The sequence below is a fragment of the Pandoraea fibrosis genome (assembly GCF_000807775.2).
In the GTDB taxonomy this organism is placed as follows: Bacteria; Pseudomonadota; Gammaproteobacteria; order Burkholderiales; family Burkholderiaceae; genus Pandoraea; species Pandoraea fibrosis.
In genome coordinates, this window is sequence record NZ_CP047385.1 from 2776690 (window position 1) to 2799999 (window position 23310).

At 63.1% G+C, this 23310-nt stretch carries 24 protein-coding genes; 12 read left to right on the plus strand and 12 right to left on the minus strand.

From position 1 onward, the window contains the following. Positions 1-4: 4 nt before the first annotated feature. From PI93_RS12345 to PI93_RS12355, 3 genes are read right to left on the minus strand one after another with little or no spacing between them, the layout of a single operon-like run. Positions 5-1147, minus strand: a complete 1143-nt coding sequence (locus tag PI93_RS12345) for an ABC transporter permease (protein WP_039371314.1) — start codon at positions 1145-1147, stop codon at positions 5-7. Next, positions 1144-2136 carry an ABC transporter ATP-binding protein gene (locus PI93_RS12350; RefSeq protein WP_039371317.1) on the minus strand — a complete coding sequence of 331 codons (993 nt, stop codon included), beginning with the start codon at positions 2134-2136 and terminating at the stop codon, positions 1144-1146. Before PI93_RS12350 ends, PI93_RS12345 begins: the two co-directional genes overlap by 4 nt. Continuing rightward, positions 2133-3074: an HlyD family secretion protein gene (locus PI93_RS12355; RefSeq protein ID WP_224786227.1), complete on the minus strand. Its 942-nt coding sequence runs from the start codon at positions 3072-3074 to the stop codon at positions 2133-2135. Before PI93_RS12355 ends, PI93_RS12350 begins: the two co-directional genes overlap by 4 nt. A 240-nt stretch (positions 3075-3314) precedes the next feature. Here PI93_RS12355 and folE point away from each other — a divergent pair, with 240 nt between their 5' ends. Beyond that, entirely contained in the window at positions 3315-3881 is a 567-nt protein-coding gene (gene folE, locus PI93_RS12360; protein ID WP_039371320.1) for a GTP cyclohydrolase I FolE, read from the plus strand. 78 nt (positions 3882-3959) lie between these two features. On the opposite strand, the gene PI93_RS12365 is transcribed toward folE, so the two are convergent. The 5 genes from PI93_RS12365 to PI93_RS12385 all read right to left on the minus strand — a co-directional run bounded on the left by PI93_RS12365 (position 3960) and on the right by PI93_RS12385 (position 8126). Further along, complete coding sequence (locus tag PI93_RS12365) at positions 3960-4523, minus strand: YbhB/YbcL family Raf kinase inhibitor-like protein (protein WP_039371323.1); 564 nt, start codon at positions 4521-4523, stop codon at positions 3960-3962. An 11-nt stretch (positions 4524-4534) separates the two neighbouring features. Continuing rightward, entirely contained in the window at positions 4535-4723 is a 189-nt protein-coding gene (locus PI93_RS12370) for a hypothetical protein (protein ID WP_144400259.1), read from the minus strand. Continuing rightward, complete coding sequence (cydB, locus tag PI93_RS12375) at positions 4707-5705, minus strand: cytochrome d ubiquinol oxidase subunit II (protein WP_039371326.1); 999 nt, start codon at positions 5703-5705, stop codon at positions 4707-4709. Before cydB ends, PI93_RS12370 begins: the two co-directional genes overlap by 17 nt. 40 nt (positions 5706-5745) lie before the next feature. Then, positions 5746-7200 carry a cytochrome ubiquinol oxidase subunit I gene (locus tag PI93_RS12380; RefSeq protein WP_039371328.1) on the minus strand — a complete coding sequence of 485 codons (1455 nt, stop codon included), beginning with the start codon at positions 7198-7200 and terminating at the stop codon, positions 5746-5748. A 254-nt stretch (positions 7201-7454) separates the two neighbouring features. Then, complete coding sequence (locus tag PI93_RS12385; protein ID WP_039371331.1) at positions 7455-8126, minus strand: DUF1345 domain-containing protein; 672 nt, start codon at positions 8124-8126, stop codon at positions 7455-7457. Positions 8127-8710: 584 nt separating this feature from the next. On the opposite strand from PI93_RS12385, the gene PI93_RS12390 reads away from it, so the two are divergent. Continuing rightward, positions 8711-10099: an MFS transporter gene (locus tag PI93_RS12390; protein WP_039371334.1), complete on the plus strand. Its 1389-nt coding sequence runs from the start codon at positions 8711-8713 to the stop codon at positions 10097-10099. A 259-nt stretch (positions 10100-10358) separates the two neighbouring features. Here the strand turns inward: PI93_RS12390 and PI93_RS12395 are convergent, their stop codons facing one another. Continuing rightward, on the minus strand, positions 10359-11057 hold the full coding sequence (locus PI93_RS12395) for a TetR/AcrR family transcriptional regulator (RefSeq protein ID WP_039371336.1): 699 nt from the start codon (positions 11055-11057) through the stop codon (positions 10359-10361). A 226-nt stretch (positions 11058-11283) separates the two neighbouring features. Here PI93_RS12395 and PI93_RS12400 point away from each other — a divergent pair, with 226 nt between their 5' ends. The 6 genes from PI93_RS12400 to PI93_RS12425 all read left to right on the plus strand — a co-directional run bounded on the left by PI93_RS12400 (position 11284) and on the right by PI93_RS12425 (position 17215). Then, a complete protein-coding gene (locus PI93_RS12400; protein WP_236105581.1) occupies positions 11284-11736 on the plus strand; it encodes a VOC family protein in 453 nt (150 codons plus the stop codon). A 52-nt stretch (positions 11737-11788) separates the two neighbouring features. Continuing rightward, complete coding sequence (locus PI93_RS12405; RefSeq protein WP_039371339.1) at positions 11789-12892, plus strand: alkene reductase; 1104 nt, start codon at positions 11789-11791, stop codon at positions 12890-12892. 114 nt (positions 12893-13006) lie between these two features. Next, complete coding sequence (locus tag PI93_RS12410) at positions 13007-13759, plus strand: SDR family NAD(P)-dependent oxidoreductase (RefSeq protein ID WP_039371340.1); 753 nt, start codon at positions 13007-13009, stop codon at positions 13757-13759. 87 nt (positions 13760-13846) lie between these two features. Then, the gene (locus PI93_RS12415) at positions 13847-15169 is read left to right on the plus strand and encodes an MFS transporter (RefSeq protein WP_080759220.1); all 1323 of its coding nucleotides are present in this window, start codon (positions 13847-13849) and stop codon (positions 15167-15169) included. A gap of 81 nt (positions 15170-15250) precedes the next feature. Beyond that, on the plus strand, positions 15251-16135 hold the full coding sequence (locus tag PI93_RS12420) for an NAD(P)-dependent oxidoreductase (protein WP_039371640.1): 885 nt from the start codon (positions 15251-15253) through the stop codon (positions 16133-16135). 117 nt (positions 16136-16252) lie between these two features. Next, positions 16253-17215, plus strand: coding sequence for a LysR substrate-binding domain-containing protein (locus PI93_RS12425; protein WP_039371343.1), 963 nt, complete (start codon positions 16253-16255; stop codon positions 17213-17215). On the opposite strand, the gene PI93_RS12430 is transcribed toward PI93_RS12425, so the two are convergent. Together PI93_RS12430 and PI93_RS12435 are read right to left on the minus strand one after the other, a co-directional pair. Then, the gene (locus tag PI93_RS12430; protein ID WP_039371346.1) at positions 17161-17967 is read right to left on the minus strand and encodes a class II aldolase/adducin family protein; all 807 of its coding nucleotides are present in this window, start codon (positions 17965-17967) and stop codon (positions 17161-17163) included. The genes PI93_RS12425 and PI93_RS12430 overlap by 55 nt on opposite strands. A gap of 190 nt (positions 17968-18157) precedes the next feature. Further along, positions 18158-18982: an isocitrate lyase/PEP mutase family protein gene (locus PI93_RS12435; protein WP_039371348.1), complete on the minus strand. Its 825-nt coding sequence runs from the start codon at positions 18980-18982 to the stop codon at positions 18158-18160. Between the two features lie 356 nt (positions 18983-19338). Here PI93_RS12435 and PI93_RS12440 point away from each other — a divergent pair, with 356 nt between their 5' ends. The 4 genes from PI93_RS12440 to mnmH are packed head-to-tail and all read left to right on the plus strand — an operon-like array spanning position 19339 to position 23161. Beyond that, entirely contained in the window at positions 19339-19881 is a 543-nt protein-coding gene (locus PI93_RS12440; protein WP_236105870.1) for a cytochrome b, read from the plus strand. A gap of 8 nt (positions 19882-19889) precedes the next feature. After that, positions 19890-21383 carry a glycosyltransferase family 2 protein gene (locus PI93_RS12445; protein ID WP_201278448.1) on the plus strand — a complete coding sequence of 498 codons (1494 nt, stop codon included), beginning with the start codon at positions 19890-19892 and terminating at the stop codon, positions 21381-21383. A 24-nt stretch (positions 21384-21407) separates the two neighbouring features. Beyond that, positions 21408-22061 carry a tetratricopeptide repeat protein gene (locus PI93_RS12450; protein WP_052240717.1) on the plus strand — a complete coding sequence of 218 codons (654 nt, stop codon included), beginning with the start codon at positions 21408-21410 and terminating at the stop codon, positions 22059-22061. Next, a complete protein-coding gene (gene mnmH, locus PI93_RS12455; protein ID WP_039371356.1) occupies positions 22058-23161 on the plus strand; it encodes a tRNA 2-selenouridine(34) synthase MnmH in 1104 nt (367 codons plus the stop codon). The genes PI93_RS12450 and mnmH overlap by 4 nt, the downstream gene beginning before the upstream one ends. Here mnmH and PI93_RS12460 read toward each other — a convergent pair. Then, the gene (locus PI93_RS12460; RefSeq protein ID WP_080759221.1) at positions 23097-23270 is read right to left on the minus strand and encodes a GyrI-like domain-containing protein; all 174 of its coding nucleotides are present in this window, start codon (positions 23268-23270) and stop codon (positions 23097-23099) included. The two genes, mnmH and PI93_RS12460, sit on opposite strands and share 65 nt — an antisense overlap. Positions 23271-23310: the final 40 nt, after the last annotated feature.

Here is a 23310-nt window from a genome sequence, read left to right on the forward strand (position 1 = left end):
GGCCTCAGTCGAGCGTTCGTTTGTAGAACTTCACGGCCACCGTCATCAGTACCGCGGAGAACACCAGCAGCGGCCACAGGTCGTGCCAGGCATCGCCCCAGCCATTGCCCTTGAGCAGAATGCCGCGAATGAGCCGGTTGAAGTAGGTGAGCGGCAGCACGTTGCCGATGGCCTGGGCCCACGCCGGCATGCCGCGAAACGGAAACATGAAGCCCGAGAGCAGCATGTTCGGCAGGAAATAGAACACGGTGAGTTGCATGGCCTGCAACTGATTCTGCGCGAACGACGACAACGCGATGCCCACGGTCAGATTGGCCGCGATGAACACCAGTGCCGAAAGATAGATCGCGATCACGCTACCCTCGAAGGGCACGTGAAAGACAAAGCGTGCCGCGATGAGAATGATGCTCGCCTGAATCAGGCCGATGGCGATGTACGGCACGATCTTGCCCGTCATGACCTCGATGGGCAGCACGGGTGTCGCGAGCAGGTTCTCCATCGTGCCGCGTTCGCGCTCGCGCACGATGGCGAGTCCGGTCATCATGGCGAGCGTCATCGTCAGAATCACGCCCATCAGGCCGGGAATGATGTTGTATTGGGTGATGCCTTCGGCGTTGTAGAGCCGGTGTACCTGCACGTCGAACGCACCCTGGCCGCCGGCCAGCGAAGCGAGCGGGCCGGTCAGATCCTTCTGCGCGACCGACTGTGCGATGGCAGGCAATGCCCCGAGCGCAGAGGCCATCGCCATCGGGTCGGTCGCGTCGGCCTCGACAAGGACAGCGGGCCGTTCGCCTCGCAACAACCGCCGCGTGAAGTCGGCGGGGATATTCAGCACGAACTGAACGCGTCCCTGCGCCAGCGCGGCGCGCCCCGCGTCTTCGCTCGTGAGCGTCTCCGTGAAGTGGAAGTATTCCGAGTGCTCCATCGCCGCGACCAAGCTGCGCGTGAATTCGCTGTCGTCGGCCACGATTGCCGCAGTGGGCATGTGTTTGGGGTCGGTATTGATGGCAAAGCCGAAGAGCGTCAGTTGCACGAGCGGCACGCCCACGATCATCGCGAAGGTCACGCGGTCGCGGCGCAGTTGCAGAAATTCCTTGCACACAATGCTCCACCACCGCGCGATGGAAAACCCCAGCGGCGCGCTCATGCGTCGTCTCCGAAGTTGTCCTTCGCGTGGCTCATCAGATAGATGAAGACATCTTCCAGACTGGTGTCGATGGGCGTGACACGCAGTCCGTGTGTCGCGGCAAGTTCATGCAGCAGCTCGCCCAGTGCATCGGCGTCCTGCCCGCTCACATGCAACGCGCTGCCGAACGCGACCGTCTGCGCTACAGCGGGTTGTGCGCGCAGTTCGCGCGCAAGATCGACGAGATTGTCCCCGTGGACGGTCCATGTCGACAGATGCTGGCTATCGATGACCTCGGCCGCCGTACCCTGCGCGAGCAATTCGCCGTAGGAGATGTAGGCGAGCTTGTGGCAGCGCTCGGCTTCGTCCATGTAGTGCGTGCTCACGAGCACGGAAATGCCGCGCGAGGCCAATTCGTGCAGTTCCTCCCAGAAGTCGCGCCGCGCGGTCGGGTCGACGCCTGCCGTCGGTTCGTCGAGGAGCAGCACCTGTGGCTCGTGCAACATGCACGCCGCGAGCGCGAGTCGCTGCTTCCAGCCCCCCGAGAGCGAGCCGGTCAACTGCTTTGCGCGGCCCTTGAGCCCGAGCCCTTCGATCGCCCGATCGACGGCTTCGCGCCGGTTCGGCATGCCGTACACGCGCGCGACGAAATCCAGATTCTCGCGAATCGTGAGATCTTCCCAATACGAGAAGCGTTGCGTCATATAGCCGACGTGGCGCTTGATCTGCGCACTCTCGCGCACGATGTCGAAGCCCAGACAGGTGCCGCTGCCCGAGTCGGGCGTCAGCAGGCCGCACATCATGCGGATGCAGGTCGTCTTGCCGCTGCCGTTCGGGCCGAGGAAGCCGAAGATCTCGCCGCGCCGAACTTGCAGCGAGACATCCTTGACGACGTGCTTGTCGCCAAAGTGTTTGTTCAATCCGTTCACGTCGATGGCGAGTTCGCCGTTGCCCCCGCGAGGGTTCTGCGACGCCGTCGTGCCGGGCGGAGGCGTATCGCGGCCGTTCATTGGCGCGTGACCTGCACGGGCTGCCCCGGATTGAGCTTGGTGGCGTCGGCCGCAGCGGGGTGCGCCTCGATCATGTAGACGAGTTTGTCGCGCGTGTCGTTGCTGTAGATGACCGGTGGTGTGTACTCCGCCTGATGGGAGATGTAAGTGATGCGGGCGTCGACACCCGCGCCACAGCCGTCGCAGCCGATATGCACCGTTTGCCCGGCACTCAACCCGCCCAGCGCGGCTTCGGGCACGAAGAAGCGGACCTTGATGTTGCCCGGAGGCAGCAGCCGCACGACAGGGCTGCCTGCCGCTACCCATTCCCCTACGCGATACATCGTGTCGTACACGCGCCCGGCAGCACTCGCGCTCGGACGCTTCTGCGCGAGTTGCCAGTCGGCCTGCGTGAGCGAGGCGCGCGCCGCGTCGACCTGAGCGGCCTGTGCCTGCCGCTGCGCCTGGCGACCCGGCAGTCTCGCCACAGCGAGGCTGCTTTGCAGTTCCTGTACGCGGGCGGTGCTGCTGCGGGCGTCGGCACGGCTGGCGTCGAGTTGCTCGCGGGAGATGCCGCCTGCGGCGTATTGCGCCTGATCGCGATCGAACTGAGCGACCGACTTGTCGCGCACGGCGATGGCCTGTTTGAGTTGTGCTGCGGACACTGCGATCTCGTCGGGGCGCTTGCCGGTATCGAGATCGCGCAATTGCGCTTCGGCGCTGGCGAGCGTTTCGCGCGCGTGCGATTGGGCGGCCAGCTCGAAGGTGGACTCAAGCGCGAAGAGGGCGTCGCCCGCCTTGACCTGCTGGCCGCGCGCGACCGACAGCGTCTGGAGCGTGCCGGCCTGAGAGGAGGCGACGTAGACGAACTCGCCTTCCACATAGCCCTGCCACGGCGCAGGGCCGCGATCGCCGCAGCCGGCCAGTGCGGCCAGTGCGACGGTAATGGCAAGAGTCATCGCGTTAGTGCACATGCGAGTGTATGCCTGCATGACACGCCTCGTGCGTTGCGGTTGTCCGCTGCCACCTTAGCGCAAAAGCGCGGGGGCGGGCAATCCGGGAATGCGGGGCCGTCGGGGGGGGGGCGACATGCGCCCGAAGGGACTCTCTGCTATTGTGCGCACATGTCCGGCGGCGCACGGGGCGCGCAAGCCGTAGCGGCGCAGCGCACCGGACCTCATGCAAGGAGCTTGATTGATATGTCTCACGACACGTTCGACGAAAACGACTGGAAGCGATTCCTGAAACACATCGGCGAAGACCCGGACCGCCCCGGCCTGCACGAAACGCCGTCACGTGTGCAAAAAGCATGGCGTCAATGGACGGCCGGTTATGGTCAGGACCCGGCTGAAGTGCTCAAGGTCTTCGAAGACGGGGCAGAGCAGTACAACGAATTGATCGTGGTGCGTGGCATTCCTGTCTACAGTCATTGCGAACACCATCTCGCGCCGTTCTTCGGCAAGGCGACCATTGGTTACCTGCCCAACGGCAAGATCGTCGGCTTGTCGAAGCTCACGCGTCTGGTTGACTGCTTCGCCCGCCGTTTGCAAGTGCAGGAGCGTTTGACGACGCAGGTCGCCGAGGCGCTGATGACGCATCTTCAGCCGAAGGCGGTAGGTGTGGTGGTGTCGTGCCGTCACATGTGCATGGAAAGCCGTGGCATTCGCACGGCGGGCGAGGAGACGGTGACCTCGGCCATGCTTGGCGAGTTGCAGCCCAATCTGGCGCTGCGCACCGAGTTCCTGGCGCTGGCTCGCGACAAGTAAGTACGCGGCGGCAAGCGGACAAAGAAGAAGCGCTGGCGGGAATCCTCCCGCCAGCGCTTTTTTATGACGTGGGCCGTGTTATCGGCCGTAGCGCGCCACGATGGTCGAGCCGTTCAGGGTATGACCGGCGAGCGCGGCGGACAGGCCATTGGCATCGAGCCCTGCCGGCAACTGACCCGGTTCGATATCGGTGGCCGTCACGGTGATGATGTAATGATGCGGCGTGTCGCCGACCGGCGGGCATGCGCCGCGATACGCTTGCGCGCCACTGACGTTCTTGCCGACGGTAATGCCCGGGCCCGTTTCGTTACCCGCACCGGCGGCGAGCGACGAGACCGTGGCCGGAATGTTGTAAGCGAGCCAATGCACGACACCGCCGCCCTTCGCGCCGTCGGGGTCCTTCATCGTGACGACGACGCTGTGCGTGGCTTGCGGCAAATTTTTCCATTCGACGGGCGGGCTGACGTTCTTCCCGCCGCACTCGCCCAACCCGGCATGGATCGCGGGCAGCAGGCCGCTGTCTGCGAACGCGCTCGACGAGACGCTCATGCCTTCGGCACGCGCCGTCCCGGCGGCGAGCGCCATGGCGATGGCCGCGGCACTTGCAGCACAAATTGCGACCGGGGATGAAAGCCGTTTCATAAGCATGCCTCCTATTTGGCAGATGCAATGATGAGTTTGAATGGTAGTGCAAGCAGTGTGGTACCCGCGACACCTGCACACCATAGCGCGATAAACCATCCCCAGCGAATCAGGCCCTGCTGCCACGCCGGGCGTACCGCTACCGCCTGCTCGCGGTGCTGGCGCACCGAGGGACGCACGAGATCAGTGATAGTGCGCATCGTGTGTCACCTTGCCGCGAAATACCCAGTAGGCCAGCATCGTGTAAGCGATGATGACAGGAATGATGAACGCTGCGCCCCACAGTGTGAATGACAGACTCGAATGCGGTGCGGCGGCGTCCCAGAGCGTGATGCCCGGCAGAATCGCGTAGGGATAGGCGCTGATGAGCAGGCCGCTGTAGCCGAGAAACACGAGGCCGATGGCGAGCCAGAACGGGGTGGCGTCGTGTGCCTGACGCAGCACGCGACGCATGACGAGGGTGGCGCCCGCCACGAGGAACGGTACCGGCAGGCAGCGCCAGAACCATGCGTCGTCGAACCAGCGTTCGGCCACGAGCGGCAGTCGCAGCGGGGTCCACAGCGAGACGATGGCCATGGTCGCCACGAGCGCCAGTGTCAGCGGCCACGCCAGCACGCGCAGGCGGCGCTGTAAGTCGCCCTCGGTCTTGCCGATCAGCCAGCACGCACCGAGCAACGCGTATGTCACGAGCAGGCCCAGGCCGGTGAACAGATTGAACGCCGTGACCCACGCGAAGGCGTCGCCCGCGAACTGACCGTTCTCGACCGGTATGCCGGAGAGATACGCGCCGAGTGCGACACCCTGAAAGAACGTGGCGCCCGCCGAGCCTCCGATGAACGCCAGATCCCACCACTGACGAGTGCGGCGCGACTTCCCGCGAATCTCGAAAGCCACGCCGCGAAAGATCAGACACACCAGCATGAACACCAGCGGCAGATACAGCGCCGAGAGCAGCACCGAGTACACCATCGGGAATGCGGCGAGCAGGCCCGCGCCGCCGAGTACGAGCCACGTCTCGTTGCCATCCCAGACTGGGGCGACGGAGTTCATCATCGTGTCGCGCTCGCGCGCATCGGGGAAGAACGGGAAGAGAATGCCGATGCCGAGGTCGAAGCCGTCGAGCACCACGTAGAGAAACAGGCCGAGCGCGATGATGGCGGCCCAGGCTAAGGTCAGATCCATGAGAAGTCTCGTTAAGGTCGATGTCGTGTCGGGCCGGCGATCAGGTGGCGTGCGCGCGGTCGGTGTCCATCCGTCCGGACAAGCCGGATACGGCGGGCGCAGCGTGCGCGGCGGGCGGTAGGCGATGTCCGTCATGCGGCGCATGATCGTTGCCGGGAGCCGTCGACGGATCGCCGGGCAGCACCGGGCCGCCGCGCAGAATCTTCAGCAGGTAATACACGCCGGTGCCGAACACCAGAAAGTAGGCCAGCACGAGGATCAGCAGCGACACTTGCACTTGCTGCGCGCTCACCGGCGACATGGCGTGTGCGGTCCGCATCACCCCGTAGACGACCCACGGCTGGCGCCCGGCCTCGGTGGTGACCCAGCCGGCAAGCAGTGCAACGAATCCGGTCGGCGAGAGCACGAGCATGGCGCGAGCGAAGTTGCGCGATGTGAAGAGCGTGCCGCGACGGCGCAGCCAGACGGCGGCAAGGGCTGCGGCGATCATCGCGAGGCCGAGACCGACCATGATGCGAAAGCTCCAGAACACCAGAGGCACGTTGGGGCGCTCGTCCTTTGGAAACTCCTTCAGACCGCGAATCTCACCGTCCCAGCTATGGGTGAGGATGAGGCTGCCCAGATGCGGGATTTCGAGCGCGTAGCGCGTGGTCTCGGCTTCCATGTCGGGCCAGCCGAACAGATTGAGCGGCGTGCCGCCGGTCTTCGTTTCCCAAAGCCCTTCGATGGCGGCGAGCTTGGCGGGCTGATGTTCGCGCGTGTTCAGCCCGTGGAGATCGCCCACGAAGGCCTGCAACGGTGCGAAGATCAGCAGCAGCCACATGGCCATCGAGAACATGGTCTTGACGGCAGGATCGCGGCGCCCGCGCAGCAGATGCCATGCACCGGTGCCCGCCACGACCAGCGCGGCCACGACGAACGCCGCGATGCTCATGTGTGCCAGACGGTACGGGAAAGATGGATTGAAGATCACGTCCCACCACGAGAGCACGACCACGCGGCCGTCGACGATTTCGTAACCCTGCGGTGTTTGCATCCAACTGTTCGACGCGAGAATCCAGAACGTCGAAATCAGCGTGCCGATGGCGACACACAAGGTGGCGGCGAAGTGCGCACGGGGGCTCACCCGATTCCAGCCGAACAGCATGATGCCGAGGAAGCCGGCTTCGAGGAAGAACGCGGTCATGACCTCGTAAGTGAGTAGCGGGCCGGTCACCGCTCCGGCGAAACTCGAAAAGCCCGACCAGTTGGTACCGAACTGATAGGCCATCACCACCCCCGAGACCACCCCCATGCCGAAGCACACGGCGAAGGCCTTCGACCAGAAGCGGCAGAGATCGAGATAGTGTGGCTGACGTGTTTTGAGCCAGAGACCTTCGAGAACGGCAATGAAGCTGGCCAGACCGATGGAGACGGCGGGGAAAACGATGTGGAACGAGACCGTGAACGCGAATTGCAGGCGTGCGAGGTCGAGGGCTTCCGGAACGGCAGTCATGTTGCGCTCTATGTATGCAAATAAACCCTGTCATGTATGGCGTATTGATAGACTAATCGCCATTTATTTGCATGCATATTAGGAGATGCTGCGACGCAGCACGCGTGACAAGTCGTCACATGTGGCGCATTGACGCGGCATGCTTCGGTGCGGCCATCGGTGCTATTTGTATGTTTCTAAAGAAGATTATGTCGGTATCCCGTGCGACGTCATGTCGCACGGGGCGAGGTGTGGGGAGCGGCGCGCGGCGTGGCTTAGCTGAGCAGCCCGGCGCCGATGTTGATCGACAGACCGAGCACGGCCAGATTGAAGAAGAACGAGAGGATGGCTTGTGCCAGCGTGGCGCGCCGCATGCGGCGTGACTTGAGCGCGACGTCGGCGGTCTGCGACGCCACCGCGATGGTGAACGAGAAGTACAGGAAGTCCCAGTAATCCGGATCGCAGTCACGGTCTGGCCACGCCAGCGCGTAGGGCGACTCGGTGTCTGTGAAGTACAGCCGTGCGTAGTGCAGCGTGTAGATCGTCGGTACGAGGAACCAGCCGGCAATGAGCGTGGCGGCCGCGAACAGCACATGTTCGGACGTCTGGTGCGGGCTGCCGGATTTGGCGCTGGCCAGAATGTGGATGATGGCGACCACGCTGGCAATGGCCGACAGGCTGACGACCGTGAGCACGATGGCGGCGCTCTGGTCTTCCTGTTCTGCGAAACGCTCGATGCTGCGTTTGGGCGCGGTGACCATCATGAACCAGATCATCGCGAGGTACGACCACGCGCCCGCGTTCCAGCCGATCAGGGTTCGGGTGATGGGACTGAACTCGCCCTTCACTGCAAGCTGAACGAACAGACCGGCGAGCACGCCGATGGCAATGGCGATGAGTAGCCGGGGGTGAAAGCGAACCAGGTGCGGGAAGAGCTTGGCATTCATTGGCAATGTCCGGACGATGACGGCGAGCGGTTCGATTATCCACTAACGCCGTGCCCCGTCGGGTCTTTGGGCGAACCGCGAACCGCATAACTCGCAACCGCCGCCGGACGCGATGCTGGTGATGGAAGTCGCCGAGGGGCTGCGGCCGTTCGGTGGGCCCCAGATGCGGCTAAGTTCCGACTGTCCTGAAATTGCCCTGAACTATCAAGTGAGCGCACGTTAATGGTGCGCCGCCGCATCGCGATGCGGCATTGTGCCCGTTGTCATGCCACCGCATGGGGGCCGCGCCACCGGTGTGTGCTCTGGCACTAATCGCCTTCACGCGCTCCTCCCTTTCGCAAACCGCCGCAGTATGGACGTCTGCGGCGATGCCGCCTTCGTTGAACATCCCCTTGGCACACCACTTGCTAGTCATTGCGCAAGGCCAACGGTGGCCGAGTGAAGACAAGCGAATTTTCTGCACCGCATGCATACCCCCGCGCGAGCGGGGACTTCGGGGCAACGGCGTCCCGAAGCCATAGGCCTGTTCACAGGCGTAAGGCTTCGGGACGCTTTTTTTTCGGCATTCGAACACGAGGGTATCCATGAGCACGCTCACGCAATCGTTGAAAAGTGGCAACTGGCGCGCGCTGGTTGCGTGTTTTCTCTACTTCGACACCGGTTTCACCGTCTGGGTGATGCTCGGACCTCTGGCCCCGTTCATCGGCAAAGACATTGCGATGACACCCGCACAGACCGGCTTTCTCGTGGCCGTGCCGGTGTTGGGGGCGGCGATTCTGCGCGTCACGCTGGGCAATCTGTATCAGGCCTTCGACGGTCGCAAGATTGCGTTGATGGGGCTCACGCTCTCGGCCATCCCGTCGGTGGTGCTGTTGCTGATGCCGGGAACACCGTCGTACACGCTGCTGCTGGTGCTGGGCGTGTTCCTCGGTATCGGCGGGGCAAGTTTCGCGGTGGCGTTGCCGATGGCGGGCAGCAACTACCCGCCGAAGGTACAGGGTCTGGTGCTCGGTCTTGCGGCGGCAGGCAATGTCGGCGCGGTGCTCGACGGCTTCATGTTCCCCGGACTCGCCGAGCACTACGGGTGGGCGCACGCGGCGGGGGCTGCATTGCCGCTGCTCGCGCTCGCTGCGCTGGCGCTGGTGTTCTGGGCCAAGGATCAGGGCGTGAAATCGGGCAGCGCAACGCGCGCATTCACGAGCTTCTTCATCACCGTGTTCGGCCTCATTGCCCTCGTGCTGTGCGTGCATGCAGGCGCATTCGGGGAAGGCAAGGCCGGCGTGCTGTTGCTGCCGGTGCTGGGGGCGTTGCTCGCGATTGCCGTCCTGCCGCGCCATTATCGCGGTGTGCTGGCCGAGCGCGATACGTGGGTGATCATGCTGGTCTACAGCATCACGTTCGGCGGTTTCGTCGGCATGTCCTCGTATGTCACGACATTGTTGATTTCTCTATACGGCATGGCGCGTATCGAAGCGGGCCTCTTCATGTCGTTGCTCGCGTTCCTCGGCGCCCTGGTGCGTCCGATCGGAGGTCTGGTCGCCGACAAGATTTCCGGTGTGCGTGCCCTGGTGCTGCTGCTCGCTGCAATCTCGGCCATCGATCTGATCTTCGCCGCATGGATGCCACCACAAGGTGCCGGTATCGCACTGCTCGTGCTGGTCTACGTGTGCTTCGGCCTTGGCAATGGCGCAACGTTCCAACTCGTGCCGCAACGCTGGCAGGGCAAGACAGGCCTGATGTCCGGGATCATCGGCGCTGCGGGTGGCATCGGCGGGTTCTATCTGCCAGTGATCATGGGCATCGCGAAGGAATCGACGGGCAGCTATCAGATGGGCTTTGCCACGTTCGGTGCGCTGGCGGCGCTGGCGTTCGTGCTGGTTCTCGCGCTGCGCACGCACTGGATGTCGTGGGCATTGCCGAAGGAGGTGGCGGGTGGTGCGGTCCTGGCAGGCGGCGTGGCGCACGTCGAGTAAGGTTGGCCAAGAAGCGGTTGCGCAATCGTTTTGGAAAAGATCTTAAACATGTCTTGCGCGTCGACGACGAGGGGGCTGCCGAGCTTGCGCCGGTCCGTGGAATTCGGGCCGGTTTTTCTTCGCCGGCGTGGCGCGAATCGCCGAGTTGTCGACAAGAGCGCGCGTCAAATCGATGCCGCCACACCGAGGCGAGCAGGGCGCTTCGCTCCGGGCCAGATATCGAGGGGAGCTCAAAGCCGCTTCGCCAATCACAGAACGACTAGGCGCGCAGCGAAAGCAACACCTGGGGCGTGCCTGTGAGGAATGCGTCTACGCGTAAATCGATGATGCGGTCCAGGTCCTTGGGCGCGGGCTGCTGGTAGACCCACTTGCGCACGCCGATATAGAAAATGCTCGAGTGCATGGCCCAGATCAGTTCGATTTCGTCGTCTTCCTCCTGAGGCGACGCAGGATCGGGAATCTTGTATTCATGGCGCATCTCGCGCGCCATGACCTTGAAGTGGCGCTCCTTCAGGCGATCGAGATACTTTTGATTGATTCCCGGACGAGAGAGTCCGGCGAAGATAAAAATTCGTACCCACTCACTGCGGAGAATGAAGCGGGCGTAGTCCCGGAAATAGCGCTTCATACGCTCAGCAAGTGTCGACGACCTGTCGGCGAGCCACTCCTCCCAGTCGGGATTCCAGCGCCGCACGAACACCTCCTCGTAGACACGGTCGACCAGCGCATCCTTGGTCGGAAAGTACCGGTAAAGCAATGGCTGCGTAACGCCGAGTTCGCGCGCCAGATCTCGCGTGCTCGCTTCAAATCCGCGGCTGGCGAAAAAAGAGATCGCGCTTTGAACGATCTGATGCTCGCGATCTTCGGGCGCAAGACGTCTCGTTGCGGGGGCGGCCCCGGAGTTTCCGATTTCCTTCGATCCGGCCTCAGTCTCGCTGGTTTGCTGAGGTTTCTTCATGGCGGCTCCGTTCGGGTGATCCTGGTTTTAGTTGGCTAATTTATCACAAAATAACTTGAGATCTCTCGCGTGAGCCTTTGCCGCTTGTAGCTCTCGGATGAAATCCATGCGTTAACGTCAAATAATTCCGAGGTTTTGTCCGGGTAACCCCTTGGTTGACATGCTTCCGTCCAACATCTAATTTATCAATCGATAATTAATGATTGTCCAAGGGGGCGAAATGGCAATGCTCGGACTGGATCACTTCACGCTTCGCACCGCGAAGCTGGAAGAAACCAAGGAATTCTTCATGAAGGTGGCGGAGTTGCACGTAGGGCCGAGACCCGCATTCCAGTTTCCTGGCTATTGGCTCTACAGGAATCAGCAGCCCGTGGTTCACCTCGCTCAAGCCGACGTCGATGCAGATGAGGAACTGTCGCGGTATCTGGGGGAACGCCCGAGTATCGGCCCGTCGGGAAGTGGTGCGCTGGATCACATCGCATTTCGCTGTGAGGGACTGCCGGATTTTGAGCAGCGGTTGCGCGCGCTGGAGATCGCTTATCGCGCGCGCACTGTCCCCGACCTGAGAGAGCACCAGATTTTCGTCTCCGATCCCAACGACATCGTCGTGGAGTTCATTTTTTCAAGTGAGGAGCTTGCCTCTTGGGTGTCGGACGACGCCGGCGTTTCCATTCCCTGACTTGCACTTGAGCGTGCACCTTTTTTCAAATCAAAACCTAGACGAAAGCATCATGACGACCTCGAAAAAACTACTCAGCCCGTTTTCCCTGGGGCGCCTCGTCCTGCCAAACCGGATCGTGATGGCGCCGCTGACCCGCAATCGCGTCGGTCCCGGCAACGTGCCGACTGCCATGATGGTGAAGTACTACGCCCAGCGAGCCTCGGCCGGCCTGATCATTTCCGAAGCCACGCAAATCAGTCCGGAAGCTCAGGGCTACGACCTCACGCCGGGCATCCATTCCGCCGAGCAGATTGCTGGCTGGCGCGAGGTCACGGATGCGGTGCATGAGCGCGGCGGACGGATCTTCCTCCAGCTTTGGCACGTCGGTCGTGTGTCCAACGTTGCGCTCCAGCCCGGCGGCGTCGCCCCGGTGGCGCCGTCGGCGATTCAGGCGCAGGCGCGCACATGGGTCGCGGGTGACTTCGTCGCGACCTCCCCCCCGCGTGCGCTGACCCTAGAAGAGATTCCCGATGTCGTCGCCAAGTATCGGCGCGCCGCCGCCAATGCCATTGCCGCCGGATTCGATGGCGTGGAACTGCATGGGGCCAACGGTTACCTGATCGACCAATTTCTGCGCGACGGGTCGAACCACCGCACGGATGCCTACGGTGGCTCGATCGAGAACCGCGTTCGCTTTCTGCGGGAAGTGGCGCAAGCGGTTGCCGACGAGATTGGCGGTGATCGACTCGGGGTACGGCTCTCGCCCGTCACCCCGGCCAATGGCGCTTTCGATTCCGATCCGTTGCCGCTGTTCTTCCATGCCGTTGAAACGCTCAACACGGTTGCCCCCGCGTATTTGCACGTCATCGAGGGCGAAACACGCGGCGCACGCGATTTCGGTCCCGCGCTCGATTACCGAAAGATCCGGCAAGCCTTCCGGGGCGCGTATATCGGCAACAACGGCTATGACTTCGGCCTGGCCGAGCGCGCGGTCGGTGATGGAGCGACGGATTTGGTCGCGTTTGGCCGCGCCTACATCGCCAATCCGGATTTGGTCGAACGCTATGCACACGGGGCGCCGCTTAACGAGCCTCACGTCCCCAGCTTCTATGGCGGTGATGATGCCGGCTACACCGATTACCCCCAAATGGACGACATCGTGAGCCGCGCCTGAGTGCGCGTGAGTGAGTTTCGGTCGCGTACGCGCTGGCCGAGTTGATTTCAACCTTTCGCGGCGAAGGCGTATTCGCTGACGCCACGACAGAGACACCCAAGAGAGCATTCGAAAATGTTGTTAGACGGATATACCTGTGTCATCAGCGGCGCCGGCACCCCTCGGGGCATCGGCCGGGCAACGGCCATGTTGTTTGCCCAGCAGGGGGCCCGCATCGCGGTCCTGGATCTGAACCTGGCAGATGCGCAGGCGACTTGCGCCATCCTGCCTGGCACGGGTCACAAGGCGTATGCCTGTGACGTGCGATCTCGTGAGCAATGTGAGGCCGTTTCCACGGCGATTCTCAGCGATTTCGACGCGGTCGACGTGCTGATCAACAACGCAGGCATCGCCTCGCCGGATCGCTTCATGGATATCGACGATGCCACCTACGAGCGCGTGCTCGACATCAACCTGCGTGGCACGTTCTTCATGAGTCAGGCGTTCGTGCCGCATTTCAAAACCCGCCAACGTGGCGTCATCGTGAACATGTCTTCCGTGGCTGCGCAGCGCGGCGGCGGTGTATTCGGCGGCGCTCACTATGCGGCGTCCAAGTCGGGGGTATTGGGGCTGACCAAGGCCATGGCGCGAGAGCTGGGGCCGGCGGGCATTCGGGTGAACGCGATCTGTCCGGGAATGATCGATACCGACATCACACAAGGTGGCATTCCGGCGGATCGCCGGGCGATGCTCCTGGCCCAGACGCCGCTTGGACGGGCAGGCGAGGCATCCGAGATTGCCGGTTGCTGCCTGTTTCTCGCAAGCCCTCTCTCCTCATACGTGACCGGCGCAGAGATCGATGCCAACGGCGGCAGCCACATTCATTGAGTCATTGAGCGACGGGGCATCGCTGCCCCGCGCTCATGACCAACACAAAACAAAACACACGATAAAGAACTACCAGGAGATGAAGACATGGACGCGATCGACCCGGACAAGCTATTCAGGAAAACAGCGTGGCATATATTGCCCGTGCTGATGTTGGGATTCTTTCTTGCCTACCTTGACCGCGTGAATGTCGGGTTTGCAAAACTGGAGATGGCGCCTGCTCTCGGATTCAGCGATGGGGTTTATGGCTTCGGTGCCGGTGTCTTTTTCCTGGGATATTTTCTCTTCGAGGTGCCCAGCAACGCCATTTTGCATCGCGTCGGTGCGCGTCGATGGATCTCCCGGATCATGCTGACGTGGGGGCTGATCTCGGCCCTCACGATATTCATCCAGACACCCACCCAGTTCTACGTGATGCGTTTTCTGCTCGGACTTGCCGAGGCGGGTTTCGCGCCTGGCGTCATCTACTACACGAGCCAGTGGTTTCCTGCGGCATACCGTGGCCGGGCCTGGAGCATCTACTACACGTCGCTCGGGCTCGCGGGTGCGGCAGGCGGCGTGATGTCGGGGCTGATCCTCTCGAAGATGTCCGGTATCGGTCATTTGGCGTCGTGGCAATGGCTGATTTTGCTGGAGGCCGTGCCGACGCTACTGCTCGGCGTCTACATCTTCTTCTTTCTCAACGAGAGAATCGCGACCGCGAAGTGGTTGTCGGCGCATGAAAAGCAGTATCTGACGGACGTGCTTGCACAGGAGAACCGCCAAAAGCTGTCGATCGGTTTCGGCAAGCTGATGCGTAACAGAAAGCTGTGGCTGCTGATCTTCATCTACTTTTCCTATAACTCGGCGCTGTACGCGATCAGTTTTTGGACGCCGACGCTGGTGCAATCGATGGGCGTGAGAGATCAATGGTCGATCGGATTGTTCTCCGCGCTGCCTGCGCTGTGCGCAACGGTGAGCATGGTGGTTTTCGGTTACAGCTCGGATCGATGCCGAGAACGCCGGTGGCATCTGGTGACGGCATTTTCCATGGCAGCTACCGGTTTGCTGATCGTGGTATGGGCCCGTCATCCCGCATTGGGCATCGCCGGACTTTGTCTGGCGAGTATGGGCGCGATGTCGGTCCCGACATTGTTCTGGAACATTCCCACGGCGATGCTTGCCGGCGCCACGGCCGCCGCTGGTATTGCGACGATCAACGCCACGGGCAATCTTGCCGGCTTCCTCTCCCCTTACATGATCGGTTATGTGAAAGAGACGACCGGCCGCGCCGATATCGGTATGTTCGTCATTGTCGGGCTTCTCTGTCTGGGAATAGTGGGACTGCTGCGAACACCGAAGCAAACGGCGAGCGTGTCGGGAGTGCCGATTTCCGGCACGGGGCTGAACGTTGAGGGTACGGCAAACTGACAATCTCGCTGGGAATGACATGGATGGCGCGGCGGGCGGAAACGGCCCCGTCGCATCACCTCAGACACGTTGGAGATGACGATGAGCAGAGTCGGATTTGTCGGGCTGGGCGATATGGGCCTGGCCATGGCGCGCAACCTGATCGGACAGGGGCACGAAGTGATCGGGTTTGACGTTCGGGAGGCGCCCGGGAAGTTGCTGGTCGAGGCGGGCGGTCGGTTTGCGCTGTCTCTGGCCGATGTCGGCAAGGTGGCGGATGCCGTGTTCGTCATGGTGATGAACGAAGAGCAGATGCGGGCCGTCGTCCATGGCGAAGGCGGGCTGATAACGGTGATGCGGCCCGGCTCGACGGTGATAGTGACGTCTACCGTCAGTGATACTGCCGTACAGGAATTGCAGGCGAGGTTGTCGTCGGCCGGCATTCATCTGCTCGATGCCCCGGTGAGCGGCGGTCAGTTCGGTGCCGAAGCGGGGACGCTGGCATTGATGGTGGCGGGGCAGGCAGCGGTGCTCGAGGAAAACCGTCCGCTACTGGCTGCCGTCGGGCGGACGATCACCCACGTCGGCGAGGAGATCGGGTTGGGGCAGGCGACCAAAGCGGCCCTGCAAGCATTGATCGGCGCCACATTTGCGGCGCTTTGCGAGGCGATGGTGCTGGGGCGGAAAGCGGGTATCCCCGGTGACAAGCTGGCCGAAGTGTTCTCGGAAAGCGTCGTGGGAAGCCCATTGGTCCGAAATACGACGAACATGATTCTCGCGCGCCGCTTTTCGGCGTCGGGCGCGCATGTGGGAACGATCTACAAGGATCTGGGGATCAGCATGGGGCTGGCCCGGCGCCATGGCGTAGCAATGTTCACAACGAGTGCCGCCTACGAGGTCATGCAGGCAACCATCTCGATGTATCCGGAAGGGGATATCTGGGCCGCCACGCAACTTCTGGAGAAGATGGCCGGGTTGGAGGGGTAAGGCTCGCTCGTCCAGCCGCTCGCGGCCCGTCGATGCTCTGGCATGGCGGGCCGCTTTGTTTCCCCGGAACGCTTCGCATAGACTGTCGGGCTAGTTCGTATTCCCGCAGGAGACACCATGCGACTGGGCGTTCCCAGCCTCTCGGCGTTGCAGGCCTTCGAGGCCAGCGCGCGTCATCAGAATTTCGTCCAGGCCGCGCAGGAACTTGCGCTCACGCACGGCGCCGTCTGCAAACGCGTTGGCGAACTGGAGAAGCATCTGGGTGTGGCGTTGTTCGAGCGCGTGAAGCAACGGCTCGTACTGACCCCGGCCGGTGCGGAGTATGCCAAGCGCATTCGGGTGCATCTCGATCAGATTCGACGCGATACGCTCGACGTCGTGCAGCAGGGGCGCGAGACGGAACTGGAAATTGCCGTCGGCGTGACCTTTGCCGCGCAATGGCTGATTCCACGGCTCGACGATTTTTATGCGAACACGCGCGATGTTCGCCTGCACATTCTCGGGCGCGATCAACCGGTGTTCTTCGACGATTCCGCGTTCGACGCCACAGTCTACTTCAGCACGCGGTTATGGCCCGGTATGCCCGGCAGTGCCCTTATCACCGATGATGCGCTCCTGCTCGTCGCAGCACCGCGTTTGCTGCAAGGGCAGACGTCGCTCTCGCTGGAACAGATCGCCGCGCTGTCATGGATCTGCCCGCGCGACCTGCCGCGTGTGTGGGACGACTGGTTCGCGTCGGTGGGGGTATCCGACGCCTCTGGGGTCGGCATGGACATCAAACCCGCGCGTAGCGCGCAGCGTTACGACATGTTCATCATGGCGATCAACGCGGCGGTTGCGGGACTTGGCGTGGCGTTGCTGCCCCGCGTGCTGATCGAGCGCGAACTGGCCAGCGGCGCGCTGGTGCAGGCGCACCCGCATACGCTCGCCAATCCGCAAACCATCTACTTTTCCTATCCGGCGCAGCGCCGCGACTGGGCACCGTTGCGTCAGTTCGACGCCTGGTTGCGTCGGGCGGCCGAGGCCTACCGGGTCGCCAGTACCGACAAGTCGGGACTTTCGCGCAGCACCTGTTCGTAGAGGCCCTGATAGCCCAGCCACGCCACATAGTCCGAGCCGAGCAGACGATGCACCTCGCGGGCTTCGCTATCGGTGAGGACTTCGAGCGGGCCGGCGGCTTCGGCGAGCAACTGCACTTGCGCGCATCGCTCCATCGCCAGAAATCGATAGGCGGCGGCATCGACGGACGAGCCCACGGTCAGCAACCCGTGGTTGAGCAACACGGCGGCGCGCTTGTGTCCCATTGTCTGGGCGATACGGCGACCTTCGTCGGCACCGAGCACCAGCACGTCGCCGCGAAACAGCACGTGGTCGTCATAGAAGAGGCACGCTTCCTGATTGATCGGGGCCAGCGCCCGCGTGCGGGCAGAGAACGCGCGTCCATGTGTCGTGTGCGTGTGTGCGGCCGCCGTCACGTGGGGCAGGGTGGCGTGAATGCCGGCGTGTATGGCCATGGCCGCAGCGTTTACCGGGCCTTCGCCGTGATGCAGTCCCCCCGTTTCGTCGACGAGAATCAGATCGTCCGGATGGATCGACGAAAAATGCTGCGCGTAGCGATTGACCCAGAAGCGGTCGTGAAACTCGGGGTCGCGCACGGTAATGTGGCCAGCGATGCCCTCTGCAAGACCGAAGCGGGCGAAGATCCGGAAAGCGACGGCGAGACGCAGCTTCCGGTCGGCGCGCTCCTCCTCGACGTTATCGAAAACGCGTGGCTTGGGCAGCGGTGCGCCGAGCGGCGTGGGAATGGCAAAGGCCTCGTGCGGCGTGTTCATGGGGGCGACTCCGTCTGATGGGAACGCCGTGCGAGCCGCATTCGGAGGACGTCGCGACGCGGCGCATCGGCTGACAGCGCATTGTCCCGGGCGGGTTGCGCTGCGTCCATCGACGAAAAGTCACTGGTCATGTCCTTGCCGCACCGATTGCCGTCATCTATCGCGCCTCCTGAGCCCCAACGCGTAGGGATTATTCGCCGCGCCCGAACAGCCCGTTGAGTGTTGCGCCGCTGGCAGCGCCGTCGAAGCCGTCGAAACGACCTTGGGCGAGGGCTGTGGCGGCGTGGATGAAGCCACCCCATGCCGCCCGGGCAAGCGCGCCGCCGACACTCACGCGGCGCACGCCCAGATCGGCCAGATCTTCCAGCGTCAGCGGTGACGTCGCCCCGATCAGCACGTTGACCGGTTTGGGCGCCACGGCCGTGACGACCGCCCGGATTTGGTCTGCCGACTGAATGCCTGGCGCATACAAGCAGTCGGCGCCCGCTTCGGCATAGGCTTGCAGCCGTGCGATGGTGTCGTCGAGGTCGGGGACCCCGGCGAAGAAGTTTTCGGCGCGGCCGATGAGGAGTGTGTCGCCCCCCGTTTCATCGATGGCGCGGCGTGCGGCTTTCATGCGTGCGACAGCTTCGTCGAGCGCGAAAAGCGGTGCGTTGACGTTACCCGTCGAGTCTTCGATGGACAATCCGGCAACGCCGGTCGCCACGGCCATCTTGACGCTTTGCGCTACCTCATCCGGCGTCTTGCCGAAGCCGCTTTCGAAGTCGGCATTGACGGGCAGGTCGGTGGCGTCGACGAGCGTTTGCAAATGGGCGAGGACGGTGTCGCGCGTTACTCCGTTGTCGGGGCGTCCCGTTGACCAGGCGAAGCCCGAACTGGTCGAGGCGATGGCTTTGAAGCCGGCGTGTTCGAGATACCGCGCGCTGCCGGCGTCCCACGGATTCGGGATCACGAAGCAACCGGCAAGATGGAGTTCTCGAAAGGCGGCGCGTTTTTCGGCAGTGCTGCGTGGCATGGCTTGTCTCCTGAATGGCGCGCAGTTGGCTGACGCGCTGCGCACGGAAAACCGATCATCGCGGTTTTGCGTCGGGCTCGCAAGACAGGTTCGGCGCCAGAGAGACGAAATGCCGACTGTGAGACGTTTTTCCGTGCCGAGCCCCAATATGGGGCTGAACGTGCGCTGTAACCGCCCGTAACCATCTTTTTTACGGCAACGCGGGAATAAGCGCGATTCAACCCGCGTTATGCAATCATCTCCACTGTGATTTCAGGATCTCCGACGTGAATTCTCTGCCCCCCTCAGTTTCTTCGGCGTCTGCGCACAATGCCGGTGTGGCGCGACACGAAGACGCCAAATACACCCGTGTGGCGATGCTGCTGCATTGGGCCGTGGCATTGTTGATGCTTGGCAACGTCGCCATCGGCCAGACCATCGCGTTGCTGTCCGACGCCACGCTCGAGAAGATCGACGTGCGTTTCTGGATCGATCTGCACAAGTCCATCGGCATCACCGTGCTGGGCCTCGCGATCCTGCGCATACTGTGGCGCGCAACGCATCGTCCTCCCGCACTTTCGCAGGTGTTCGCGTCGTGGGAGCGCACGGCGGCGCATCTCGTGCACTGGTTGCTGTATGTCGTGATCTTCGCGCTGCCGCTCTCGGGCTGGGCGCACGACTCGGCGTGGGTGGCGGCATCGACGCATCCGCTGGTGCTGTTCGGCAGCGTGCCGTTTCCGCGCATGGGTTTCCTGATGGCGATGAGCGATGCGAGCAAGGACTACTGGCACGATGTGCTGGGTACCGTCCACACTTACTGCGCTTACAGCCTGTACGTGCTGCTGGCGTTGCATATCGGTGGTGCGCTCAAGCATCAGTGGATCGACCGTCACCCGGTGCTTGGCCGGATGTTGCCGTGAGCGCCGACATGACGATGACGACATCGCGGCTCGAAGCCGCGCGCGAGGCACACTCGCCGCGCTTCACACTGCCGCCGACGCCGCTGGCCAGTTGGCTGGTGCACACCGGTGTCGCAGTGCTGTGGTGTCTGTTGTTCGCGCAGGCATTTTTCCTCAAGGGGGTGTTTGCCTGGGGCACGGGCGTGGCCTATGTCGTGTATGACACCGTGCTGCTCGCGTTCGTGTTCTGGCAGGCATGGCGCCTGACGCGTCCCGATCCCGAGGGCATGGCGGCGCTTGCCGGTCGCGATGTCGCCAACGTTCGCCTGACGCTTGGCGTCGTGGTCGCGGCGCACAACGAGGCGGCGGCGCTACCGGTCACATTGCGTGCGCTCATGGCCGGGCGCAAGGTGCCCGACGCTATCGTGATCGCCGACGATGGCTCGCAGGACGGCACGCTCGCGCTGCTCACCGGCGAGTACGGCCTCGCCGACCCCGGCGTTGGCGGGCTCAGTGCACCGAGCCCGAGATATCCGAATCTGCGATGGCTCCGTGTGCCGCATGGCGGTAAGGCGCGCGCACTCAATGCGGCGCTGGTAGGCTTGGACACGGACATTGTCATGACCGTTGACGCCGACACATTGCTCGACGTCGAGGCTTGTGCTGCGATGCATGACGCCTTTGCGCGTCGGCCGAAACTGGTTGCCGCCACCGGCGTGCTGACACCTGTGTGCGGCACCACGGCGAGTGCGCGCGTGCTTCAGTGCTTCCAGACTTACGAGTACATCCGTAACTTCATCTCGCGTTTCGCGTGGATGCGCGCAGACGGCCTGCTGTTGATTTCGGGCGCGTTCGCCTGTTTCCGTCGCGAGGCGGTGTTGGCGGTGGGTGGGTTCGATCCGGCGTGTCTGGTCGAAGACTACGAGCTGATCCATCGTCTGCGCCGCTATTCGGTCACGCACGGTTTGGCGTGGGAGGTCCGGGTCGTCGGCGGCGCACAGGCGATCACCGATGCGCCGGGTACGCTCACGAGCTTTCTGCGTCAACGTCGCCGTTGGTTCGCGGGCTTTCTCCAGACGCAATACTGGTACCGCGACATGGTCGGCAACGGCCGCTACGGCAATCTGGGACGCTGGATGCTACCTGTGAAGGCATTCGACACGCTCCAGCCGATCTATGGGCTCACCGCGTTTGCGCTGCTCGTCACGTTTGTATGCGAGGGGCATTACGGGGTGGTGTTGCCGGTGTCGGGCATCATCCTCGGCAAGATCGTCATCGATCTGGGCTTTCATCTCTGGTCGGTGCATGCCTATCGACGCTGGACCGGGCATCGCACGGGCACGAGCCTCGGGATGGCGTTCGTCGCGGCGGTACTGGAGCCGTTTTCGTTCCAGTTGATGCGTCATGCGGGGGCTGCGCTGGGGTGGGGCCACTTCCTGAGCGGACGCCAACGTTGGGGTGTTCAGGTGCGACGCGGTATTCTGTCGGGCGAGCGCGAGACGGAGGTGTCCCGCGACAGGTGATTTTCCGGCAGTGTCCTTTTCCCGATGATTCGATCTTTGACGTGGTTGGCCATGGTGTGCGCGCTCGGTGGCGTGCTGAGTGCGGCGGGGTGCAGTACGACTGAGCGCAACCCGCCGGGGCCTGCAGGGCCCGATTACGCGGCGCTGGGTGGCGCAGCGGAAGTGCGCGGCGACTGGGACGGTGCGCGTCGCGCCTTCGGGCAGGCCGTCCTCGTGGCCGACCAGTCTGGCTGGCCGGCGTCGCAACGCGCGGCCATTCACTTCGACTACGGCCGGGCGCTAGGGGTGACTTGCTACTACACCGAAGCAGAGCGAGAACTGAGCCTTGCCTACGACCTCGATATTCTGACGGCGCGCTACCGGTATCCTGCGCTGATCGAACTGGCGCGTCTGTCGCTGGTACAGCGCCAGTTTGCGCAATCGGCGAAGTACTTCGGCCGGGCGCTGGGTTCCCTCGACCGCATGGAGGCAGCACGCAAGGTGCCTTATGCCTATGTCGAGCTACTCGACGATTACGCGCTGGCGTTGGGCGGCGCAGGCGATGCCGAGGGCGCCACGCGCATCATCGACCGCGCGGCAAAGGTGCGCGCCGGTCTGGGCGACAGCCCGCCGGGGCAAGCGACATCGCGTACACCATATGGCACGCATTGCGGGCAACTGGCGGCGGGGGCACGATGAACTTCCTTCGCGACTCACTGGAAAACATTGGCGACTTCGACGAGATCATCGACGTTCGCACGCCCCTCGAATTTGCCGACGACCACATACCCGGCGCCATCAACGTGCCGGTGCTCAGCAACGAAGAGCGTGTCATCGTCGGCACGATGTACACGCAGGTGTCTCCGTTCGAGGCCTCACGTGTGGGGGCGGCCATGATCGCGCGCAACATCGCCACCCATTTAGAGACGACGTTCGCCGACCGGCCGCGCCATTGGCGCCCGCTCATTTACTGCTGGCGAGGAGGTTCGCGTTCGGCATCGATGAACGTCATGATGAACATGATCGGCTGGCGAGCGCGTCAACTCGAAGGGGGCTACAAGGCTTACCGTCGGGATGTCGTGGCGTCGCTCGAGGCGTTGCCGCCGACGCTGCGATACATCGTGCTGACGGGGCACACGGGCAGCGGCAAAACGCGGCTGCTGAACGCGCTGGCGGAGGTGGGCGCGCAGACGCTCGATCTCGAGGCGCTCGCCAGACACCGTGGCTCCTTGCTCGGCGCGATGCCGGACGTTCCTCAACCCTCGCAAAAATCGTTCGACACCTCGTTGATCGGCGTGTTGCGCGGATTCGATCCGAAGCAGCCGGTATTCGTCGAAGCAGAGAGCCGCAGGATCGGGCTCGTCACGCTGCCCGAATCGCTGATGACGTCGCTGCGCGGGGCGACGACCTGCGTTGAAGTGAGTGTTTCCCTGGATGAGCGTATCGACCTGCTGATGCAGGAGTATGGTCATTTGCTGACGTCTCCGGGGCAGTTCCGGACACAACTGCTTCGACTGGTGCCGCTGCATGGCCGCGCGGTCGTCGATGAATGGCTGGCGCTGCTCGACGGCGGACAGCACCGCGAACTGTCGGAAGCGCTCATTACCCGGCACTACGATCCTGCCTATTCCCGAAGCGCCCGCAAGATATTGCCGGGGATGGCGAGATCCATCCCGTTCGGCTTTCACCCGGGGGCACAAGACCTGCGCACGCAGGCGCAGGCCTTGCTTGCCCTTACTTCACCGGCAGGCAGATCCGGGTCTGCAACTGCGCCGCAGGCGTCGAGCGGGGATCGTTGAGATACTGCTCGAACATCGGGAAGTCGGCGGGCTCCAGCCCGCTGTTCGGCAGCCATTCCAGCACGGGCGCCATGCGTTGGGCATATCGAAGGCGGGTCTCGGGTTTCATTTGCGCTCCTTGGACGCCAATGTATCGACAGACGATTTGC

Excerpts from the sequence above, each read along its gene's own strand:
- PI93_RS12420 (WP_039371640.1), top strand. The coding sequence starts at position 15,251 with ATGAGCAGAGTCGGATTTGTCGGGCTGGGCGATATGGGCCTGGCCATG.
- PI93_RS12400 (WP_236105581.1), top strand. The coding sequence starts at position 11,284 with ATGCTCGGACTGGATCACTTCACGCTTCGCACCGCGAAGCTGGAAGAA.
- PI93_RS12345 (WP_039371314.1), bottom strand. The coding sequence starts at position 1,147 with ATGAGCGCGCCGCTGGGGTTTTCCATCGCGCGGTGGTGGAGCATTGTG.
- PI93_RS12425 (WP_039371343.1), top strand. The coding sequence starts at position 16,253 with ATGCGACTGGGCGTTCCCAGCCTCTCGGCGTTGCAGGCCTTCGAGGCC.
- PI93_RS12350 (WP_039371317.1), bottom strand. The coding sequence starts at position 2,136 with ATGAACGGCCGCGATACGCCTCCGCCCGGCACGACGGCGTCGCAGAAC.
- PI93_RS12395 (WP_039371336.1), bottom strand. The coding sequence starts at position 11,057 with ATGAAGAAACCTCAGCAAACCAGCGAGACTGAGGCCGGATCGAAGGAA.
- PI93_RS12405 (WP_039371339.1), top strand. The coding sequence starts at position 11,789 with ATGACGACCTCGAAAAAACTACTCAGCCCGTTTTCCCTGGGGCGCCTC.
- PI93_RS12415 (WP_080759220.1), top strand. The coding sequence starts at position 13,847 with ATGGACGCGATCGACCCGGACAAGCTATTCAGGAAAACAGCGTGGCAT.
- PI93_RS12390 (WP_039371334.1), top strand. The coding sequence starts at position 8,711 with ATGAGCACGCTCACGCAATCGTTGAAAAGTGGCAACTGGCGCGCGCTG.
- PI93_RS12450 (WP_052240717.1), top strand. The coding sequence starts at position 21,408 with ATGATTCGATCTTTGACGTGGTTGGCCATGGTGTGCGCGCTCGGTGGC.
- PI93_RS12370 (WP_144400259.1), bottom strand. The coding sequence starts at position 4,723 with ATGCGCACTATCACTGATCTCGTGCGTCCCTCGGTGCGCCAGCACCGC.
- PI93_RS12430 (WP_039371346.1), bottom strand. The coding sequence starts at position 17,967 with ATGAACACGCCGCACGAGGCCTTTGCCATTCCCACGCCGCTCGGCGCA.
- folE (WP_039371320.1), top strand. The coding sequence starts at position 3,315 with ATGTCTCACGACACGTTCGACGAAAACGACTGGAAGCGATTCCTGAAA.
- cydB (WP_039371326.1), bottom strand. The coding sequence starts at position 5,705 with ATGGATCTGACCTTAGCCTGGGCCGCCATCATCGCGCTCGGCCTGTTT.
- PI93_RS12440 (WP_236105870.1), top strand. The coding sequence starts at position 19,339 with ATGCTGCTGCATTGGGCCGTGGCATTGTTGATGCTTGGCAACGTCGCC.
- PI93_RS12460 (WP_080759221.1), bottom strand. The coding sequence starts at position 23,270 with ATGAAACCCGAGACCCGCCTTCGATATGCCCAACGCATGGCGCCCGTG.
- PI93_RS12355 (WP_224786227.1), bottom strand. The coding sequence starts at position 3,074 with ATGACTCTTGCCATTACCGTCGCACTGGCCGCACTGGCCGGCTGCGGC.
- PI93_RS12385 (WP_039371331.1), bottom strand. The coding sequence starts at position 8,126 with ATGAATGCCAAGCTCTTCCCGCACCTGGTTCGCTTTCACCCCCGGCTA.
- PI93_RS12445 (WP_201278448.1), top strand. The coding sequence starts at position 19,890 with ATGACGATGACGACATCGCGGCTCGAAGCCGCGCGCGAGGCACACTCG.
- PI93_RS12365 (WP_039371323.1), bottom strand. The coding sequence starts at position 4,523 with ATGAAACGGCTTTCATCCCCGGTCGCAATTTGTGCTGCAAGTGCCGCG.
- PI93_RS12380 (WP_039371328.1), bottom strand. The coding sequence starts at position 7,200 with ATGACTGCCGTTCCGGAAGCCCTCGACCTCGCACGCCTGCAATTCGCG.
- mnmH (WP_039371356.1), top strand. The coding sequence starts at position 22,058 with ATGAACTTCCTTCGCGACTCACTGGAAAACATTGGCGACTTCGACGAG.
- PI93_RS12435 (WP_039371348.1), bottom strand. The coding sequence starts at position 18,982 with ATGCCACGCAGCACTGCCGAAAAACGCGCCGCCTTTCGAGAACTCCAT.
- PI93_RS12410 (WP_039371340.1), top strand. The coding sequence starts at position 13,007 with ATGTTGTTAGACGGATATACCTGTGTCATCAGCGGCGCCGGCACCCCT.